Origin of the sequence: Butyrivibrio sp. INlla16, from assembly GCF_900104155.1 — a bacterium.
GTDB lineage: Bacteria > Bacillota > Clostridia > Lachnospirales > Lachnospiraceae > Butyrivibrio.
This window is the reverse complement of sequence record NZ_FMYB01000067.1, coordinates 1-15,518: the sequence shown is the minus strand read 5'-3', so window position 1 is coordinate 15,518 and position 15,518 is coordinate 1. Positions and strand designations below refer to the sequence as shown.

22 protein-coding genes and 1 pseudogene are annotated in these 15,518 nt (G+C 41.0%); 10 read left to right on the top strand and 13 right to left on the bottom strand.

The window, feature by feature from the left end; genetic code table 11:
* Window positions 1-509: 509 nt before the first annotated feature.
* Both BLR42_RS19925 and BLR42_RS19920 read right to left on the bottom strand, forming a co-directional pair.
* Complete coding sequence (locus BLR42_RS19925; protein WP_091872964.1) at window positions 510-1,076, bottom strand: GNAT family N-acetyltransferase; 567 nt, start codon at window positions 1,074-1,076, stop codon at window positions 510-512.
* Window positions 1,048-1,548: an NUDIX hydrolase gene (locus BLR42_RS19920; protein WP_091823934.1), complete on the bottom strand. Its 501-nt coding sequence runs from the start codon at window positions 1,546-1,548 to the stop codon at window positions 1,048-1,050. Before BLR42_RS19920 ends, BLR42_RS19925 begins: the two co-directional genes overlap by 29 nt.
* A gap of 337 nt (window positions 1,549-1,885) precedes the next feature.
* Here BLR42_RS19920 and BLR42_RS19915 point away from each other — a divergent pair, with 337 nt between their 5' ends.
* Window positions 1,886-2,104, top strand: coding sequence for a hypothetical protein (locus BLR42_RS19915; RefSeq protein ID WP_091872962.1), 219 nt, complete (start codon window positions 1,886-1,888; stop codon window positions 2,102-2,104).
* Window positions 2,105-2,161: 57 nt separating this feature from the next.
* Here the strand turns inward: BLR42_RS19915 and BLR42_RS19910 are convergent, their stop codons facing one another.
* Complete coding sequence (locus tag BLR42_RS19910; RefSeq protein ID WP_091872960.1) at window positions 2,162-2,461, bottom strand: hypothetical protein; 300 nt, start codon at window positions 2,459-2,461, stop codon at window positions 2,162-2,164.
* Between the two features lie 110 nt (window positions 2,462-2,571).
* On the opposite strand from BLR42_RS19910, the gene BLR42_RS19905 reads away from it, so the two are divergent.
* Both BLR42_RS19905 and BLR42_RS19900 read left to right on the top strand, forming a co-directional pair.
* Window positions 2,572-3,087 (top strand): pyridoxamine 5'-phosphate oxidase family protein, encoded by a 516-nt coding sequence (locus tag BLR42_RS19905; RefSeq protein WP_091872957.1) that lies wholly within the window; start codon window positions 2,572-2,574, stop codon window positions 3,085-3,087.
* Entirely contained in the window at window positions 3,084-3,422 is a 339-nt protein-coding gene (locus BLR42_RS19900; RefSeq protein WP_091872955.1) for an arsenate reductase family protein, read from the top strand. Before BLR42_RS19905 ends, BLR42_RS19900 begins: the two co-directional genes overlap by 4 nt.
* Before the next feature lie 61 nt (window positions 3,423-3,483).
* On the opposite strand, the pseudogene BLR42_RS24140 reads toward BLR42_RS19900, so the two are convergent.
* The 3 genes and pseudogenes from BLR42_RS24140 to BLR42_RS19885 form a co-directional block, all read right to left on the bottom strand.
* A pseudogene (locus BLR42_RS24140) lies at window positions 3,484-3,720 on the bottom strand (fibronectin type III domain-containing protein); the annotation flags it as partial.
* 73 nt (window positions 3,721-3,793) lie between these two features.
* Window positions 3,794-4,804, bottom strand: coding sequence for an InlB B-repeat-containing protein (locus BLR42_RS19890; RefSeq protein ID WP_207648587.1), 1,011 nt, complete (start codon window positions 4,802-4,804; stop codon window positions 3,794-3,796).
* A 50-nt stretch (window positions 4,805-4,854) separates the two neighbouring features.
* Window positions 4,855-5,088, bottom strand: coding sequence for a hypothetical protein (locus BLR42_RS19885; RefSeq protein ID WP_091872950.1), 234 nt, complete (start codon window positions 5,086-5,088; stop codon window positions 4,855-4,857).
* A gap of 178 nt (window positions 5,089-5,266) precedes the next feature.
* On the opposite strand from BLR42_RS19885, the gene BLR42_RS19880 reads away from it, so the two are divergent.
* Both BLR42_RS19880 and BLR42_RS19875 read left to right on the top strand, forming a co-directional pair.
* Window positions 5,267-5,746 (top strand): YbaK/EbsC family protein, encoded by a 480-nt coding sequence (locus BLR42_RS19880; protein ID WP_022762659.1) that lies wholly within the window; start codon window positions 5,267-5,269, stop codon window positions 5,744-5,746.
* A gap of 18 nt (window positions 5,747-5,764) precedes the next feature.
* Window positions 5,765-6,316 (top strand): DUF6609 family protein, encoded by a 552-nt coding sequence (locus BLR42_RS19875; RefSeq protein WP_091823804.1) that lies wholly within the window; start codon window positions 5,765-5,767, stop codon window positions 6,314-6,316.
* Here BLR42_RS19875 and BLR42_RS19870 read toward each other — a convergent pair whose 3' ends face one another.
* Window positions 6,317-6,511, bottom strand: a complete 195-nt coding sequence (locus tag BLR42_RS19870; RefSeq protein WP_242876770.1) for a (2Fe-2S)-binding protein — start codon at window positions 6,509-6,511, stop codon at window positions 6,317-6,319.
* A gap of 98 nt (window positions 6,512-6,609) precedes the next feature.
* On the opposite strand from BLR42_RS19870, the gene BLR42_RS19865 reads away from it, so the two are divergent.
* The 4 genes from BLR42_RS19865 to BLR42_RS19850 are packed head-to-tail and all read left to right on the top strand — an operon-like array spanning window position 6,610 to window position 9,644.
* Window positions 6,610-7,347, top strand: a complete 738-nt coding sequence (locus BLR42_RS19865; RefSeq protein WP_091872947.1) for an MmcQ/YjbR family DNA-binding protein — start codon at window positions 6,610-6,612, stop codon at window positions 7,345-7,347.
* 40 nt (window positions 7,348-7,387) lie between these two features.
* Window positions 7,388-7,858: a MazG nucleotide pyrophosphohydrolase domain-containing protein gene (locus tag BLR42_RS19860; RefSeq protein ID WP_026499210.1), complete on the top strand. Its 471-nt coding sequence runs from the start codon at window positions 7,388-7,390 to the stop codon at window positions 7,856-7,858.
* Window positions 7,855-8,877: a nucleotidyltransferase domain-containing protein gene (locus BLR42_RS19855; protein WP_091872945.1), complete on the top strand. Its 1,023-nt coding sequence runs from the start codon at window positions 7,855-7,857 to the stop codon at window positions 8,875-8,877. Before BLR42_RS19860 ends, BLR42_RS19855 begins: the two co-directional genes overlap by 4 nt.
* Complete coding sequence (locus BLR42_RS19850; RefSeq protein WP_091872942.1) at window positions 8,874-9,644, top strand: nucleotidyltransferase domain-containing protein; 771 nt, start codon at window positions 8,874-8,876, stop codon at window positions 9,642-9,644. Before BLR42_RS19855 ends, BLR42_RS19850 begins: the two co-directional genes overlap by 4 nt.
* A gap of 322 nt (window positions 9,645-9,966) precedes the next feature.
* Here BLR42_RS19850 and BLR42_RS19845 read toward each other — a convergent pair whose 3' ends face one another.
* The 5 genes from BLR42_RS19845 to BLR42_RS19825 form a co-directional block, all read right to left on the bottom strand.
* Window positions 9,967-11,895: an IS66 family transposase gene (locus tag BLR42_RS19845; RefSeq protein WP_091872939.1), complete on the bottom strand. Its 1,929-nt coding sequence runs from the start codon at window positions 11,893-11,895 to the stop codon at window positions 9,967-9,969.
* A gap of 22 nt (window positions 11,896-11,917) precedes the next feature.
* Window positions 11,918-12,268, bottom strand: a complete 351-nt coding sequence (locus tag BLR42_RS19840; RefSeq protein ID WP_091872937.1) for a hypothetical protein — start codon at window positions 12,266-12,268, stop codon at window positions 11,918-11,920.
* A 90-nt stretch (window positions 12,269-12,358) separates the two neighbouring features.
* Window positions 12,359-12,733, bottom strand: a complete 375-nt coding sequence (gene tnpB / locus BLR42_RS19835; protein ID WP_091872934.1) for an IS66 family insertion sequence element accessory protein TnpB — start codon at window positions 12,731-12,733, stop codon at window positions 12,359-12,361.
* Window positions 12,726-13,169, bottom strand: a complete 444-nt coding sequence (locus BLR42_RS19830) for an IS66 family insertion sequence element accessory protein TnpA (protein WP_091872931.1) — start codon at window positions 13,167-13,169, stop codon at window positions 12,726-12,728. The genes tnpB and BLR42_RS19830 overlap by 8 nt, the downstream gene beginning before the upstream one ends.
* Before the next feature lie 86 nt (window positions 13,170-13,255).
* Window positions 13,256-14,179, bottom strand: a complete 924-nt coding sequence (locus tag BLR42_RS19825) for a hypothetical protein (protein ID WP_091872928.1) — start codon at window positions 14,177-14,179, stop codon at window positions 13,256-13,258.
* Between the two features lie 425 nt (window positions 14,180-14,604).
* Here BLR42_RS19825 and BLR42_RS19820 point away from each other — a divergent pair, with 425 nt between their 5' ends.
* On the top strand, window positions 14,605-14,994 hold the full coding sequence (locus tag BLR42_RS19820) for a hypothetical protein (RefSeq protein WP_091872925.1): 390 nt from the start codon (window positions 14,605-14,607) through the stop codon (window positions 14,992-14,994).
* Window positions 14,995-15,326: 332 nt separating this feature from the next.
* Here BLR42_RS19820 and BLR42_RS23095 read toward each other — a convergent pair whose 3' ends face one another.
* Window positions 15,327-15,464, bottom strand: coding sequence for a hypothetical protein (locus tag BLR42_RS23095; protein ID WP_155829878.1), 138 nt, complete (start codon window positions 15,462-15,464; stop codon window positions 15,327-15,329).
* Between the last annotated feature and the right edge of the window lie 54 nt (window positions 15,465-15,518).

The following is a 15,518-nucleotide window of genomic DNA, read 5'->3' as shown; positions in this document are numbered from 1 at the left end:
TTATCCGTTTTGCGAAAAATATCATATAACGTAGCAAGGCTGATGCAATTAGAAGATCCTGTGAACCGGATACAGATGATAGATATAATGGATGAAGTGGACTCGGATCTTACATGTGTGGCAAAGTTTATTTTTGAACCAATTCCCAGTATGTATTGATTTTTGAGAATAACAATACCTTTACTCCTTTTGATGACGCATAGGGATAACTATGCGCTTTTTTATGCTGAATATAGGATAATAACATCTCAAAAAGCAACTACTCCACCTGATTATGGCATTCTCCTGCACAAAAACTTCTTCATGAAACAACCCTAGTCGAGCGGAAGTTTTATTTGATGATTTAAGGAAGAAAGGCTATAATTTCCTTGTAAGATTTTATTTAGTAGCATAAATATATTTTACAGCAAAGACCAGGCTTTTCGAAGCCTGGTCTTTGTGTTAATCAAGACTTTTAGCACTAAAAAGGGGCCTCGCACTAATTCTTAGTGCGACAGCCCCATGCTCTTTCATCCTCCCAGACACTCTATATTTTTCTCTACTATATCCATTGAAAAAACTGCCCCATAAAAGGACCGGTACAACTCCCACAGTTTTTCATTGGATATGATAGTGCTATTTTCAAGCACAAGTATGATAAAAGGGACGCCAAAACACCTAACTTTGAGTCCTGTATCGATGCAGCCATTCCGTTTGTAAAAACCTATGCGCCTTGTTTGCAGCGCTTTAAGGTCGCGGTCATTAGTATAAGCGGGATCTTCTACCTCAAGGATAACAAGCCCGGCTTCTGACATATATTCACGAAGCATCCTGATGATTTCACCGCCAAGACCTTTATTCCTGTGCTTTGGATAAACAGCAAGATAGTCCACAAGGTAATTCATTCCCTGCTTCACAAGGAATGTGTACCCGATTATCTCAGAATCATCATAAATCCCCAGACACTCATATATTCCATCATCAACAGCTTTGAGAATGACCGGGAGCTTTTTGAGCTCATCCTCGATAAAATCGTGAACCAGACGCTCCTGATATATAGTTGTGATCTCAGCGTTTTGTAGCTTTTTTAGTTTCATTTGATACAATATGTTCTACCCCACTATGTTCCTTCTGGAGATACTCCTTCATAAATGTCGGAAAAGCTCTGTATTTGTCCAGTTCCGAGATCGGAAGCCAGTACATGTTTTCTTTAACTCCTTGAGTATAGCTGTCACTTTGAAGTTCTTTGGTTCCCCTTGGCTTCATAAGGAAATACATTGCTATCTCGTGACAATCCATTCCTTTTAAAGAGCCTTGATTCTCGGTAAAAAAGTTTTCATGAATCACAGCAAGGCGATCGATTTCATAAGCGACGCCGGTCTCCTCCAGTACTTCTCTTTTCACGGCATCTTCAGCTGTTTCTCCTATGTGAACAGCGCCTCCGATAGAGTAGTAATAATTATCAATTTCATTTCCTGCAAAAAGAACACATCCTTCTTCAACGATAATAGCCGCAGCTCGATATCTGAACCATTTATTATCATTGGAAAAGCCACAATCATAATCCATAGTAATAAGCCCTTCTTCCATATAATTCCCTATTAAAGTATAAAACCAAATACGCATACAGTAAGGCAACCAATACCAAATAGTATGCATAGTGCGTCCTTTAGCGTTTTGGTATACATTTTAGCCTTATTTTAATGTGGGTTCAAACCCAAAAGTAAATGAGAAGACCTTTTTAATGATTTGGTACCCATGATTTGAAAATTGATGGGTACCAAATGCTCGAAAAAGCCTTTTCATTTACAAATCACATACCCCCTTTGGTTATTTGCCAATTTGCTCTACCGGTGGAGTATAATATTGCTAACAATTAAGTTTTTCATAAAGAAGGAGGTTAGGTATGGCAGACATTGCGGAAATCATCAAGCAGATCAATGATAACAAGGAACTTATGGCTCAGATTGCGAAGGCTGATCCGACACAGGCAAAGGAGCTGTTCAAGAAAGCAAACATCGATGTCAGTGAATCGGACATCAAGATGGTACAGGCAGCAGTTGCTGATGGAAAGCTGGATTTGGGAGATATCAAGAATCTCGCCGGTGGTTTATTTAAAAAGTAATAGTGTTTATGCTGAGCGGTGCTTCGTAAGAGGTTCCGCTCTTTTTGTTGAGGTTTTTTAACCCATTTCTGAACTGCCCCCATTAAGACAGGACATGCATGTATGAATTACATAGAGTATGCATATAATTACGATAATTATCTCAATGACAAATAAAATTGTAAGTATTTTGGCAAACTTACTGTCAGGATACTTTTCCATCGCAATAAGCGCAATTACAAAGCCAGCTATAAGCAGGAAACCGGCAACAATTGCAACCTCTGTAAACAACATTAAATTGCCGATAATCCAACATGCAAGGGCAGCTATACACAGATCTTTGCCGCATTCATTATTATCATCACTTGAATTAGGCATAGGACTCGGATTTTGGTAGGTGGTCTTTCCATCAAAAGGTTATTCGTTGGCCCATTTACACGGCTGTAGAGTATAATAGTGCTAACAATTTGTTTTAGGAGTAATAAAAAATGTGGGAAATGGATTATGAGTCAGCAGCGAATCATTGGCTTTTGAAGGATAAAGAATCAGTACATATGGAGAAGGCTGCTCTGGAGGAGAAGATTGTTAGTTTTATAAAAGGACATAATACCTGCGCGCTCGCAACGGCATCCTCGGAGATGGTGAGAAATACGCCTATTGAATACAACTATGTGGATGGTGATTTTTATTTCTTTTCAGAGGGAGGTCTTAAGTTCAAAGGGCTAAAAGAAAACAAGAATGTTGGGCTGGCGATATTTGAATCATATGGCGGATTCGGACAGCTTAAGAGCCTTCAGGTAGAGGGCATTGCCGGTATGGTGGAACCTTTTTCCGATGAGTATCTGAAGATAATGGAACACAAGAAGATTCCGGTTGATGTCATGAAAAAGCTTCCGGAGCCTATGAATCTCATCAAGGTTGTGGCTACGAGTTATGATTATTTGGATTCTGATCTGAAAAAAGACGGCTTTGGCAGCAGGCAGCATATGGAGGTAGCACGTTGATACAGATATTCGGTACGAAAAAGTGTAATAATACAAAGAAAGCTGAGCGATTTTTCAAGGAGCGCGGAATAAAGTTCCAGTTCGTTGATATGAAGGAAAAGGGCATGAGTAAGGGTGAGCTCACATCAGTTGCAAGTGCCAATGGTGGCATCATGAACATGGTGAATCCTGATGCGAAGGATAAGGATGCCGTAGCCCTTTTGCAGTATATCGCTGATGAGGACAAGCTTGAGAAGCTTCTTGAGAATCAGCAGATCATTAAGACACCGGTTGTAAGGAATGGAAAGCAGTCCACACTGGGGTATCAGCCTGAAGTGTGGAAGAAGTGGGAGTAGCAATTAGATTTTTATAAAGAAGGCCCTGTGTTGCGGCTAGAAACGCGACACAGGGCATATATTATTTTACTTTGATATTCTTGGTTTTACTCCATTCAGAATAAATTCTGTCAGAGCCTGATTTTTTGAAGGTGCGAATTCTGAAATAATACTTCTTGCCAGACTGAAGCTTTTTAATCGTCTTTGTAGTTGTTTTGGTTTTGCCGACTGTTACAGACTTAACATCCTTCTTGAAATTCTTATCTGTGCTGTACTGTATCTCATAGCCTTTGATGCCGCCTTTGGCCTGCTTCTTCCATGAGAGAGTAGCACACTTTTTTCATACATATTTCCCCTAAAACAAAATTCTTTCCCTCGAAGAATGGTTATTTTTATTTATATATTATTTTGACATTCTTATTCGCTTTTCTAGCAGCTTTTTCAATCTTCTTTGCTATCTTTGAGCCTTTCTTTACGCCTTTTATCGTAACTTTTTTTAAGTTTTTGGCTCCTGAAAAAGCATTTTTATCGACTGAAGTAAGATTTTTTGCGTCAATGGTAACATTTTTTACTTTCTTGCCGGTAACGGCCTTTTTTCCGAGTGCTGTTACAGGATACTTAGTATCGCCTATTGTGACGGCCTTTCCGATTTTCACAGTCTTCTTGTTTTTTGCTCCCGTTACTGTGACTGTTTTTCCATCAGAAGATGCCTTTACCTTGGTGCCTGACTTATCTGCAGTTTCCTCTCCGGGTTTTAAACCAGTTTCTGGAGGAGTGTCTTTGCTGTTCTGAGCCTGTTCGTTATTCTGTGGCTCCGCTTTATCAGATTTTTTCTGACCACTCTCATTTCCGGGAGCTTCATTGGCAGAGGGCTCATTTTCAGGAGTATCGCTCCATATCGCATATAGGGTGGTTGTTTCTCCTACATTACCAAGGTTTGTCCCTGAAACAATAGCCCCATTTGTATAGGCAGGTGCCCCGTACTTTTTTGTGCTCCATCCTGTAAACGTAGCTCCACTTTTTGTGAAGGTATTATTGGGCAGACCGCTCGAGCCATACTTATATGCAAAACCGTCAGCCATGTTTCCGCTTCCGCCATTAGGATCGAATTTCAGGTTTATTTTATCAAACCTGCCGGCACGGACATTTTGCAGCGCCATTGTCCTGAGGGGATTAATGGATAATGTAACTGTCTTATGCTGGTCGCTTGCTGCCGTAAAAATGCCAGCCCAGTCAGATTCCGGAAGGGCAGAAACATCAAGAAAAGTAGCACTTGAAGTTGCTGTTATTCCTGATATAACAGGTTTCACAGTGTAGCCATTTGGACTTATAACGGAAATCTGTCCTGTTATCGTGCATCCTGTAACCTGAGATGCCATGTTAAAAGACGGGGTTGAATACATTACCTGCAGATTACTAAACGACCCGCCAGATATATTTCCAACGCTGAGCATCACATAATCATTAAATGTACCATTAGTAACTGTTGCGTACTCATTAAGGCGAACTTCACCGTTAAATGTATCTCTCCTGTATATGTGCCGGCAGTTATTTCATCACCTGCACCTATTTCCAGTGGATATGTGTTGCTTCCTGAATCATACGTTGTTGCATGAGCAGGTATGCGGGCCATCCCAAACAGTCCTACAACAGCTGATAAGATAAGTAGCTTTTTAAAACTCTTCATACGAATCCCTCCATTTTTGCTAAAACCTTTATGGCTACCATTTTAGCATGTTTCTATGTGTCAGGCATAAAATAGAAAGGTGAAAAAGAATATTTTGCCATATGAATGTTTGAGCTGATTCATAACGTGATAAAATATGGACAGAAATGCTTGATGATAGTGGCCGGGGAGGATTGAAATGGTAAACGAAACAGTAAAAGAGTATCTTATCAGAAGGAATTTTGGGGACAGATTAACGGAGCATGCTGAAACCATCGATACAGTTGAGCATGCAGCTCAGCAGATAGGCTGCAGCGAAGCAGAAATTGCAAAGACGTTATCTTTCATGGTTGAGGAGAAGCCTGTAATCGTTGTAATGGCCGGAGATGGGAGAGTTAATAGTTCGAAATTCAAAGCGCAGTTCCACACAAAGCCTTCAATGGTGGCAAGGGACCTTGTTGAAGAATTGACAGGTTTTCAGCCCGGAGGAGTATGTCCTTTTGCAGTAAAATCGGGAGTCCCGATCTGGCTTGATGTTTCGATGAAGCGCTTTGAATATGTTCATCCGGCGGGTGGGAATGAGTTTACATCCGTTAAGCTTTCCCCTGATGAACTTGAAAAAGCTGTCGATGCAGAGGGATGGTGTGACGTATGTAAAGGCTGGTATGACGAGGCTTGATTTGAAAGAGGAGAAAAAATGAAAGAAGTGCTTGAATTTAATCACAAGAAACAATGCGGACTTTGGCTCATGCTTATAGGAGTAGTTTTGATTATCTCCGCAGTTTTGGGTGGGAGGTTTCTTGTTAATCCTTTTGTGTTTCTTATTGGATATTATGCCTGCTTTTTTGGCGTGAATGTAAATAAAAAACTTAGGAAAAAGCTTTCACAGGGGAGCATCTCAAAAGTACAGATAAGGATGATTTACATAAGTATAGCGGCGCTGTTCATTCTGATGTTTGCTATAGCAGGCCCATTTATCCCTGGATGGCATTGGAGACAGATATGGCTGGGAGTGCTTCTGGCAACAGCGATCCACTTTTTGCTTTGGTTCGTTGTTCATGGCCCGAGCATGATAATGCTTGGAATTGTATGTATCATCATAGCTGCAGTCGGGTATATGAATCCCGGTATTCCTCTTTTGTGGATTGTTGTAGCTGATGCGGCTGTAAAAATAGATTTTGGGGTGTATTTATTCTTTTTTTCAAAACCATCTAAATTTGGGGCGGAAGCACAGGTATCTGGGTTATGATCATTCGTAATCTTCCGGAAACATAATGATATCGCGGATCATGGTAGTGATGAAATCGCGACATTTTCCGCAGCCTGTACCACATCCGGTCGCTTTCTGGACTTTTTCATATGTATCTGCGCCATTTTTTACAGCATCGAGAATTTTGCCATAATTAACATTTTTGCAGGAGCATGCAATTTTTTCTCTTTTCATATCAGATATCCCTCCATAGATTGATTGTGATAGTATAGTTATCGGCAACAGTTTGAAGAGATATTACCATAATCCTTTCAAGAAAGGGTAAAGAGAACATGAAAGACAAAGTATTTGCATACATTAAAAAGAAATACAAAGTATTGCCCGAATATCCATGGCGTAAATATGACAGCAATGCAGTGTTCCGACATGCTGATAACAACAAATGGTTTGCTCTTGTTATGGATGTTGGAAGGGATAAGCTGGGGCTTGCTGGAATTGATTCTGTGGCGGTTATCAATCTGAAAATTGAGGATATGTTTTTCAGAGATATGCTCGTTAAGCAGGACGGAATTATGCCGGCGTATCATATGAATAAGCAGCACTGGATAACGGTTCTGCTCGATGGGACAGTACCGGAGAAACAGATTTTTGATCTGCTGGATGCAAGCTATATGGCGACAGCATCTGCAAAGAAGAAGGCAAAAATGCGGCCTGCTAAGGAATGGATTGTACCTGCTAATCCCAAATATTATGACATTGAGGCCGCTTTTGAAGCATCGGATGAGATTGATTGGAAGCAGGGAAGCGGGATTATCAAGGGCGACACAGTCTTCATGTATGTGGGAGCTCCGGTATCAGCAATCCTTTATAAATGCAAGGTTACTGAGGTGAATATTCCTTATGACTATGAGGATAAGAACCTCAAAATAACAGCACTTATGAAGATTAAGCTTTTGAAGCGCTATAAACGTGATAAGTTCACTTTTGATAAGCTTAAGTCAGAATACGCAATTTATGCTGTAAGGGGACCAAGAGGGATTCCTAACAGTCTCAGTGCCGCACTGAAATAGGATTGTAATGGGAAGGCTTATAGTTGGAGGAGACAATACCATGTCAGAGATAGACAGATTAAAAGAAGTGGTTGAGAAACTGAGGGCTGAGGATGGCTGTCCGTGGGACAGGGCTCAGACTCATGCGAGTTTGAAACCTGAGTGTATTGAAGAAGCTGCTGAAGTCATTGGTGGAATCAATATACTTGAAAAAACAGGAGATCCTGAGAACCTCAAGGAAGAGCTTGGGGATCTTCTTTTACAAGTCATGTTCCATTCTGTTATTGCTGAGGAGGAAGGCCTTTTTTCATTTGATGATGTAGTAAAGGGAATCTCTGATAAGATGGTAAGGAGACATCCGCATGTGTTTAGCGGTGTGACTTTTTCATCAGAGGAAGAACTTCACAAAGCCTGGGCTGATATCAAAAAGGCAGAGAAGGCCGGAAAAGAATGGCATGCTGATTATCTCCCGGAGGCTTTTAAGGAAGCAGGGGAGTTCATTGAAAAGGCTAAGGAAAGAAAAGGGATATGAATTTTGTAAAGCTGATGCAGTCTGAGGAGTATGATTTCCTTAGAACTAATGAGAGACTTGGAAATAGAATAATGCTGCTGGGACTCGGTGGCAGCTATGCATATGGAACTAATAATGAAAACAGCGATATAGATTTCAGAGGCGTTACATTGCAGATGCCGTCTGATTTATTGGGGCTTACCGAGTTTGATCAGTATGAGGATGATAAGACAGATACTGTTATCTATGGTTTCAACAAGCTGGTGAAGCTTCTTGTGGAGTGCAATCCGAACACATGTGAGATGCTGGGGCTTGATGATGATCAGTATCTTATTATGTCTGAGCTGGGACAGGAATTAAAAGATAACAGCCATATGTTTTTGTCCAAAAGAGCGATAAAGACGTTCGGCGGTTATGCGGATTCTCAGCTTCGAAGGCTTCAGAACGCGATAGCAAGGGACAGCCTTCTGCAGAGTGAGAGGGAGAAGCATATCCTGAAGTCTGTTATGCATGCCCTTGATGATGTGAACAGAAGATATTATGGGAAAACTGAGGGCGGACTGAAGCTGTATATCGATAAGGCAGAGAATCCTGAGTTTGATACAGAGATATTTGTAGATGCAAATTATGAGCATTTTCCGCTTCGTGATTATGAGGATGTGTGGGGAGTCATGCGGAGCGTTGTGCGAGACTATGACAAGCTCGGCAAGCGCAACAAAAAGAAGGATGACAACCACCTTAATAAGCATGCAATGCATCTGATTCGACTTTTCATGATGGCGATTGATATTCTGGAAAAAGGCGAGATTATAACGCACAGGACGAATGACCTGGATACACTGCTCGCAATTCGAAGGGGCGACTTCATGGAGGCGGATGGATCCTATTCACCTGCTTTCTTTGAGATGCTTGATGAGTATGAGAGAAAACTGGATGAGGCTGCGAAGAAAACAACCCTTCCTGATAATCCAGATATGGAGAAGGTAGAAAGATTTGTTGAGCGCGTAAACAGATACGCGGTTACAGGGGAACTTACATGAGAGATATTTTAAAGGAAATAGATGAAAAGCTTGATGAAATCGAGAAGACTGAGAATGTGAAAATTCTGCATGCGGTAGAGTCGGGCAGCAGGGCATGGGGGTTTGCTTCACCTGACAGCGACTATGATGTCAGGTTCGTTTACGTGCGTGATGCAAAGGACTATCTGAGACTTGATGAGCCAAGGGATGTCATAGAATGGCAGCTTGATGAAGTACTTGATATAAACGGATGGGATCTGAAGAAGGCGCTGAAGCAGTTTGCCAGGGGAAATGCCACTTTGTTCGAGTGGAGCGGATCTCCGATAGTGTACAGGACAACTCCTGAATGGGCCAGAATTGCGGAGGTATCGGGCCAGTACTTTTCTGAAAAGTCCGCGGTATATCATTACTATGGGACCGCAAACCATACATATCAGGAGTACCTAACAGGTGAGATGGTGAGATACAAGAAGTATTTTTATGCTCTTAGGCCTATTCTTGCCGCGATGTATATTGAGAAGAATCACGCAGCACCACCGGTTTTGTTTGATGATCTGTTAAAGATGGAATTGTCACAGGAACTTAGGTCTGCAATTGACGAGCTTCTTGAAATCAAGAAACGGACAACGGAAAAAGAAGAGAATCCCCAGCTTCCTGTAATTAGGAAATTTATCGAGGATGAAGTGATAAGGCTTAAGGAAATTGCCGATTATATGCCTGATGATCACAATAATGACTGGGGCAGTTTAAATAGTCTGTTTAGGGAAATAATAGGATACAAAATGTAAAATGAAAAATATCCATGCCACTGTATTTTAGGAGCATGGATATTTTTTGAGATTGTAAGGGGTGTGTTATCTCTTCACTTTAACTGAAGCTACTTTGCTCCAATCTGAATAGTAAGCGGTAAACAAAAGGCGTATAGAAAAGCCCCCACCAAATTGATAGAATCCTATAGGAGTATTATCAGCTTGGTGGAGTTTATTTTAGAAGTCACGAAAGTCATAAAAGTTTGTGCACTTTCGTGACTTTTGTTACTTTCTGTTTTTGGGTCACTAATAGTCCCTGCTGATTATTCTTGCAGGGACGTAAGGCGTTATACTGTTGCCATTATGCGGTATTTTGCCCCGGGTCATCTGGAGCAAGCGATGCCGCCTTCTTGGGCGACTTTGGAACCATTGGCTCCGGAAACATAGAAGAATAAAGGCTATTGCGCCTACACATGCATTCACGCTCATACTCATGAAATGCATCTGACCATGGCATCATGTCCTTTAAGCATTCCGGATCTGTCACATTACCTTCATCATCAAGGAAGTCTGGCATCTTTTCGAGAAGGTATTTGATATATTCATAAGGATTTACCTGGTTGGCTTTTGCTGTTTCAACAATAGAGTACATGGCTGCATTAACCTCTGCTCCAGGAATTGTATCAGCAAAGAGCCAGTTGGCTCTGCCTCGGGAGTAGGATGCTATATACCTCTCACTCGATCCATTGTCGATTGGGATGTTTCCGTCCTCAAGAAACCTGCGAAGATATTCTTCCTGATTTATGGCATATGAAATAGCCTTGGATAGCTTCTCTGAACGTGGTTCATCAGAAGCCTCAAGTTCATGAATGTAATCAAACAGGGCTTTAACTTTGGGCGCTACAAACTCTTTCCTTGCAGCAAGCCTGTCATCAGCAGCCAGGTTCATAAGCTTCATTTCTTCGTGATATATAGCTCTTATGAGCATGAGTACTCTTACCTCAGACAGCTGCATTATCTCTTCTTCAGACATGTTCTTAAGATCCCTTACAAAGAGGGAGAGCGCGAAATATCTGCGACAATGCATCATGCATCCTGTGACAGTTATCCGTCCTTCACTTTCTTTCTCCATCACATGATAGGAAATATAGGCATCGCAGGTCAGATAACCATGGAATTCCAGAAGCAGTTTCCTGAGATGGTCTGTTCCCCTTGTCTGTTCATAAATGAAGATGATTATAGGATTACCGTCGTAAAGTTCCCCTGTACTGTGCACCCATAGAAAACCCTTGGTTCCAGGAGCACGTCCATCACGGAGTACCTGAAGATATGTCTCATCACAGTTATGGTATGGGCAAAGGAGCATAAGCCGGGTCATATATTTTAAGACAGGTGTCATTATGAGCGGTACAAGCTCATTTACCCATCCGATCATCACCTGCCGTGATAGTTCAAGCCCCTGCATGGAATAGTCTTCAGTCTGCCTGAAAAATGGCAGGGCAAGAACAAACTTCCTGTACAGTATGTCGGCCAGGATAGATGCGGATATATAGGTTCTGTCTTTTAAGGGATTTTTATAAGGAATGGTAGTCATCACGTGCTCCAGGCCTGATGAGATAACCGGAGTGAGTATCTTTTTTACATACAGTGGATTTTCTATTTTTTCAACAACATAGTGCTCATGCCACATGGCTATACGCCAGTTGCCTACGCCGTAGTCACTGTTGAGCTTGTCGATGTCAAGATCATAGATAAGTTGTGAAGGAAGGCCTTTAAGAGAGTCAAGGAGTCTGCTCCTTTTTGAACCTTTTCCCTTTTTGTTACCATCTTTTTTGCCTTCTTTACGGCCTTCAGGGTTACCTTTGCCGTTTTCTTCCAGGGATTTTCTGTACTCATCAAGGCTTATTATGGTATGACCATTGTTGTTTCCTTCATCGCAGTCTTCCGTCTGGCTTTCGTCTTCGAATTCTTCAGGCGGATTTTCAGAGGAGGCGAGTGTATCAAGAAACTTCTCTGTGTTTCTGCCAAAGATCGCTCTGTTTTTAAGTTCAAGCTGATCAGACAGCTTCTTTATGGTCTTTTCAAGCTGCTCTATTTTAATGAGGGAGTCCTGGTAATCTTTTGTTAGTTTCTGAAACTGGATAACACCTTCGGTGGTGATCCTGTCAGTTTCCTTTTTGGTACGGAGCAGCTCTTCGTGCTCTGTATGAAGAGAGACATAGGCTGAGAGCAGACTTTCATAGTCCATCTTTAGTGCTGATTCATAGAATCTTTCTTCATCTGCCCTCATACCTTTTCTCCCCCTTAGCTTTTCAAGACCATTTCTGTAAGAGTACTTCCAGTGCTTTAAGTATTTCCTGCTTTTCCTTAATAAGACGCCTGTTCTCCTCTTTTAGTGAACTGATCTGGGCATCTTTTTGCGCAAGAAGATCTACCTGGTCTGTTATTGCTTCAGGGACTTGGGACTGTTCCTCGGCATCAGTACATGCCGTCTTTTTCTTTCCGCTTTTGCCTGTAGGGATGATCTCTCCAGTAGCCTCGTCAATCTTGCCAATAAGGGTCCTTTTTGAACGGGGCTGCTTCTTTTCCTTATCCCAGTAGGATTCGGATTCATAGACATATGTTACTCCGGAACGTTTATCTGTGTGTTTTACAATTGACATTTTTCAGCCCTCCATAGTGATATTTTACCACATACCTATGCTAGTGTCAATAGGCTAGTGGTAATTATTCTATAAATATCACTAGGTTTTTTAAGGGCGCCGCTTAACTACAATCGGCTCAGGCTCCCTCTTTTTACCAATAGATGGATCAATGTCAAAACCATCCATCAGACGCATGAATTCTTCTCCATTAATGGCTCTGGCTTCAGCTTCTGTTCTGGGCCACTTGAAAGCCCCTTCTGAGAGACGGATATAGAGAAGTATCGATCTGTCTCCGGTCCACAGGACTCCTTTGATCCTATCACGTCGTGTCCCACAAAAAAGGAAGAGCGTATCCTTTTCCAGTGGTTCCTTGTTGTATTTATATTTGATGATTGAATTTAATCCATCTATTCCTTTGCGAAGGTCACATTTACCAATCAGCAATACTATCTTGGAGAATGTCAGTCCATTGGAGTTAAGCATGCTTCACCGCCCTGAGAATCGATTTGAGCGAGGCTTCTTCAACGGCACCTGACAGATTTATTGAAAAGCCACCATAAGAGATGGTAACTTCAGATGCATTCTTCGGAGCTAAAAAGCCAGCATCAGATGCGAGATTTTCAACTGGCTTGCTGTTTTCTGCCAGGCTGAAGGGGGCTGTAGGAGACAGCTCATAAAACACGGGTTCGTTATTTTTGATGTCTCCAGTGCCATTATCAGTAATAGCAGGAAGCGAGATGGAAGCAGGATCAAACCCTTCGGCCATCTTTTCGCGGAGAATCCTCTGCCATTTAAAGAAGAGACCTCTGCTGATCCCATGCTGTTTGCAAAAGGTCTGCTTGTCGAGTCCGCTGCTGGCTTGAGCCTCAAGGATTGGGATCCATTGCTTAAGCCTAATATCCATCACAAATTTGTCCATAATAAAAGCCCTCCAAAACCAATAGTTTCTCTAAGAGAATACTAATGATTTTGGAAGGCTGTTCAAAGACGCGTTTTGTTTACCGCTTACTCTGAATACTTCTTTTCATTTGAAGTAGGATAAGAATATGCGCGGATTCTTACGAAAACTTTCTTTCCTCTGTACTGCTTGGGAATTGTTATTTTCTTTGAATTAGCGGTTCCTTTTGCTTCACATTTTTTAATTGTGCTGTAGAAAGCTTTTCTATCGGAAATCTCAATTTCATATCCGGCAATATTTCTGCCTGCTATTTTATTCCAGTTTATAGATACTTTGCCCTTCTTTGATGCCTTAGCCTTGATTTTATTGAGCTTTACGGTTGAAACATCTGTAGATAATCCTGATTTAAGCTGGAAGGTATAAATGCCTGCGTAGTTGGAACCGATTCTTAAATAATAGGTACCGGCATTTAATGAATGAGCAAATTCATCTGAACCGCTACCATCTGCTACATAGTTTCCGTTTCCGTCCTGTATTAAATAATTGGGAGTTACTCTATCGGTGAGTGAGGCTAAAACCAGCTTTACATCACATGTTGAAGGTGCTGTAAATTTATACCAGTCATACTTTTCAGCTCCGGAGCATATCATACCTGTATATACTGTTCCGGATAATGATGGAATGATGCTTGCTGTTTCGGGAATATCATTATTTACTGTTTCTGTTTCGGGAAAGCTTTCGTTTTCAGGAGTGAAATAGAAAGTAAACTCCGGTGCATAGTCGTTACAATAATAGTTGCATACTCTGACGGAATACTGGCCGGCTCTTAAGTATCTTGTAAAATCATCAATTTTATACCAGCCATTACTGTCATCAAAAAAAATACTGTTATTGTCCTTGTCACGAATTTCAACACCTTGAATTCTGTCACTGATTGTGTGAAATGTTAATCGTCCGGAAGAGGGAATCGTCATAGTGTAATAATTGTTACGAATACCCTTTTCAAGCTTTATGACTTTATTAAGCTGCATCACTTCACCTTCACCAATCGGTAAAGTAACTGCCTTCGCATCAAGTATAATAAATACACACTTAATCAAAAACGCAACAGTTTGTGATTATAGCACGTTGCCATAAGTTTAGCAATGTATGATTTAATAATTTGGGTTTTAGGACTAAGATTTTTGAAGAAGTTGCTGATGGAGCTGATAAAGATCAGATAGCTAATGCGATAAGGAAAGCCTTTTTTAAATAGCTGATCTATCCTTTTTGAACTTAATAATTACAAAAACAAGGGCAATGCATAGGCACAAAATATGATTTAAGGTCTATTATTGGTCGAAAAATTGAACATCATATTTGTTTGTGTTATAATTTCAACGTTCGTTTTTACGAAACATGAGGGGACGCGTTTGCAATATTTTGTGAACAGAATAATAGAGAAAAGGGGAAACGTATGAAAAAAGTATTGAAAAAGGTTACCGCAATTATTATGTCAGCAGCTTTTGCAGTAAGCATGTTAACTGCATCAGGTGTTGAAACCAAGGCTGCAACAGCTCTTAACGTTAATCAGGAGTATAAGCTGACGCTTGGACCTGATCAGTTGACAGAGTACACATTTGTTACACAGCCTGATTGTACTACAAGTGTTACGGCTTGTATTGTTGGAGGAAGCAGTGACACTGGATTTGCATGGATGAAGATGACTGTTGATTATTGCAAATATGATTCAGTTTCTGTCTATAACGGAAAAGGCGCTGCATCAACAGGTACATTTGTATTTGCTCCCGGAAAGACTGCTACTCTTACTTTTAATAGTTTAAATGTATTTACTAAAAAACTATAGATATTGCATTTACTGTTAATTCTACTCCTGTCAGCAATCTTGAGAAGGAAGGCAATAATTCACCTAATTCCGCTACTAAGATAAAGCTTAATAAGACATATAACGGTGTTGTTTCATATGCTGATTCTGATACTGACTGGTATGTTTTTAAGGCACCCAAGACAGGTAAATACAAGTTTTATGGAGGCTTCTGGCATGATGGTGGGTACTATGCCAGTCCTCTGATGTATATTTGCAATTGAAAAACCATCTGTGTTTCTGTAATGTATTAGCGTCCAAACTACAACATTCAGAAATACCAGAGGTACCCACAGATGGTTTCTGCTAATACATTATGTAAAAAATTGCTCAATGTCAATCATGCTGTCGTAGAAGATGCAAACTTCTATCTTGATCGGGATGGTGTTACCCACCTCAGAATCCATGCGCGGACGGATAAATGGCATCAGGATGATTGTCCGTTCTGCCACAGACGCTGTCCTCGTTACGACCAGAGGATAGATCAGCCGCGCACTTGGAGAAGC

What these genes read in the sequence shown, in the direction of transcription:
- tnpB (WP_091872934.1), bottom strand. Translation starts at nt 12,733, where the DNA reads ATGCTTAACTCCAATGGACTGACATTCTCCAAGATAGTATTGCTGATT.
- BLR42_RS19875 (WP_091823804.1), top strand. Translation starts at nt 5,765, where the DNA reads ATGAAAGAAGTGCTTGAATTTAATCACAAGAAACAATGCGGACTTTGG.
- BLR42_RS19845 (WP_091872939.1), bottom strand. Translation starts at nt 11,895, where the DNA reads ATGAGGGCAGATGAAGAAAGATTCTATGAATCAGCACTAAAGATGGAC.
- BLR42_RS19825 (WP_091872928.1), bottom strand. Translation starts at nt 14,179, where the DNA reads ATGCAGCTTAATAAAGTCATAAAGCTTGAAAAGGGTATTCGTAACAAT.
- BLR42_RS19890 (WP_207648587.1), bottom strand. Translation starts at nt 4,804, where the DNA reads ATGTATTCAACCCCGTCTTTTAACATGGCATCTCAGGTTACAGGATGC.
- BLR42_RS19920 (WP_091823934.1), bottom strand. Translation starts at nt 1,548, where the DNA reads ATGGATTATGATTGTGGCTTTTCCAATGATAATAAATGGTTCAGATAT.
- BLR42_RS19910 (WP_091872960.1), bottom strand. Translation starts at nt 2,461, where the DNA reads ATGCCTAATTCAAGTGATGATAATAATGAATGCGGCAAAGATCTGTGT.
- BLR42_RS19905 (WP_091872957.1), top strand. Translation starts at nt 2,572, where the DNA reads ATGTGGGAAATGGATTATGAGTCAGCAGCGAATCATTGGCTTTTGAAG.
- BLR42_RS19885 (WP_091872950.1), bottom strand. Translation starts at nt 5,088, where the DNA reads ATGAAGAGTTTTAAAAAGCTACTTATCTTATCAGCTGTTGTAGGACTG.
- BLR42_RS19850 (WP_091872942.1), top strand. Translation starts at nt 8,874, where the DNA reads ATGAGAGATATTTTAAAGGAAATAGATGAAAAGCTTGATGAAATCGAG.
- BLR42_RS19915 (WP_091872962.1), top strand. Translation starts at nt 1,886, where the DNA reads ATGGCAGACATTGCGGAAATCATCAAGCAGATCAATGATAACAAGGAA.
- BLR42_RS19840 (WP_091872937.1), bottom strand. Translation starts at nt 12,268, where the DNA reads ATGTCAATTGTAAAACACACAGATAAACGTTCCGGAGTAACATATGTC.
- BLR42_RS19925 (WP_091872964.1), bottom strand. Translation starts at nt 1,076, where the DNA reads ATGAAACTAAAAAAGCTACAAAACGCTGAGATCACAACTATATATCAG.
- BLR42_RS19830 (WP_091872931.1), bottom strand. Translation starts at nt 13,169, where the DNA reads ATGGACAAATTTGTGATGGATATTAGGCTTAAGCAATGGATCCCAATC.
- BLR42_RS19880 (WP_022762659.1), top strand. Translation starts at nt 5,267, where the DNA reads ATGGTAAACGAAACAGTAAAAGAGTATCTTATCAGAAGGAATTTTGGG.
- BLR42_RS19870 (WP_242876770.1), bottom strand. Translation starts at nt 6,511, where the DNA reads ATGAAAAGAGAAAAAATTGCATGCTCCTGCAAAAATGTTAATTATGGC.
- BLR42_RS19820 (WP_091872925.1), top strand. Translation starts at nt 14,605, where the DNA reads ATGAAAAAAGTATTGAAAAAGGTTACCGCAATTATTATGTCAGCAGCT.
- BLR42_RS19865 (WP_091872947.1), top strand. Translation starts at nt 6,610, where the DNA reads ATGAAAGACAAAGTATTTGCATACATTAAAAAGAAATACAAAGTATTG.
- BLR42_RS19860 (WP_026499210.1), top strand. Translation starts at nt 7,388, where the DNA reads ATGTCAGAGATAGACAGATTAAAAGAAGTGGTTGAGAAACTGAGGGCT.
- BLR42_RS19855 (WP_091872945.1), top strand. Translation starts at nt 7,855, where the DNA reads ATGAATTTTGTAAAGCTGATGCAGTCTGAGGAGTATGATTTCCTTAGA.